Source organism: Roseovarius sp. A-2 (assembly GCF_002072155.1).
Lineage (GTDB): Bacteria > Pseudomonadota > Alphaproteobacteria > Rhodobacterales > Rhodobacteraceae > Roseovarius.
This window is the reverse complement of sequence record NZ_BDIY01000093.1, coordinates 1-1022: the sequence shown is the minus strand read 5'-3', so window position 1 is coordinate 1022 and position 1022 is coordinate 1. Positions and strand designations below refer to the sequence as shown.

Below are 1022 nucleotides of genomic sequence, written 5' to 3'. Positions count from 1 at the left end.
TAATAGGACACGGGTGATAGATGCCTGCCGTCCGTGTCCTTCGTTGTGTCGCCAGATCAGGCTGGAACAGGCGTTCTAACTTTTTCGTTGCGTATGAAGTAGCGCGAGCCCTCTTTCCTGGAGGACTTGCTGAATCCGATCTCCACGTCCCGATCGAGTTTCACCATGATCTCGAGAAGCTTTTCCAGGGAGAAGCCACGCAGCTTGCCATTCTTGAGGGCAGAGATTTTTGGCTGCGACAGACCAAGAATTCCGGACGCCTGAACCTGGGTCAGATGCCGATGGTTGAGGATAGAGTTGATCTGACCGACGATGGCGGCCTTCAGCTTCAGCTCGGGCGCATCTTCCAGACCGAGGTCTGCAAAGACATTGCCGCTTCCGGCTTCGATCTCGAGAGGGGAATGATCTTCGGTCATTTCTTCTTCCTTTTCGCTGTCTTCTGCACTTGGGCCAGGTGTTGCTTCACTTGGCTCAGGCGGGCCTTGATAAGATCGACTTCGGGCTTCGGAGTCTTGATCCCGATCGTGGACTTCTTCTGAAAAGAGTGCAGGACATAGATGTCCTCACCCAGCTTAACTGCATAGACCGAGCGAAAGGTGTCGCCGTCGTAATCCGCCACGATCTCGAAGACACCTGCTCCCAGTCCGGTCATAGGCTTTGCGTAAACTGCCTTGCGACCCATTTGAGCTTCACTCAACGCGTAGCCCACTTGCGTTCTGACCTCCTGTGGGAAGGTCAGTAGCTTCTTCTTCGAGTCATAGAGCCACTTGACCGGTCGTTCACTGCTTTCCACCAACCTTCACCTTCCTATACCAATATAGGTATAAACCCTGTCTGTCAAAACCTTCGTGCGTTTCCGCGCCGCTTGGATGCGCCAAGACTTCGAAAGACTTGTTGTGAACATTGGCCAATCCAGAAAGACACGAAACCCCCAAGTGAGGCTCGTCGCCTGAGCGTTCAAGCGGGAAGTTCGAACTTCCTGCTACAGCGTCCGTCTTGGCAGAATAATCAGACGAGATTGT

At 53.2% G+C, this 1022-nt stretch carries 3 protein-coding genes; all 3 read right to left on the bottom strand.

What is annotated here, in order from left to right; translation table 11 throughout:
- Positions 1 to 56: 56 nt before the first annotated feature.
- A complete protein-coding gene (locus tag BHD06_RS22720; protein ID WP_080459203.1) occupies positions 57 to 416 on the bottom strand; it encodes a helix-turn-helix domain-containing protein in 360 nt (119 codons plus the stop codon).
- Positions 413 to 793, bottom strand: coding sequence for a type II toxin-antitoxin system RelE/ParE family toxin (locus BHD06_RS22715; RefSeq protein WP_217805731.1), 381 nt, complete (start codon positions 791 to 793; stop codon positions 413 to 415). Before BHD06_RS22715 ends, BHD06_RS22720 begins: the two co-directional genes overlap by 4 nt.
- A partial coding sequence (locus BHD06_RS24115; RefSeq protein WP_217805730.1) for a hypothetical protein occupies positions 780 to 1022 on the bottom strand: 243 nt, incomplete at its 5' end. The genes BHD06_RS24115 and BHD06_RS22715, both read right to left, overlap by 14 nt.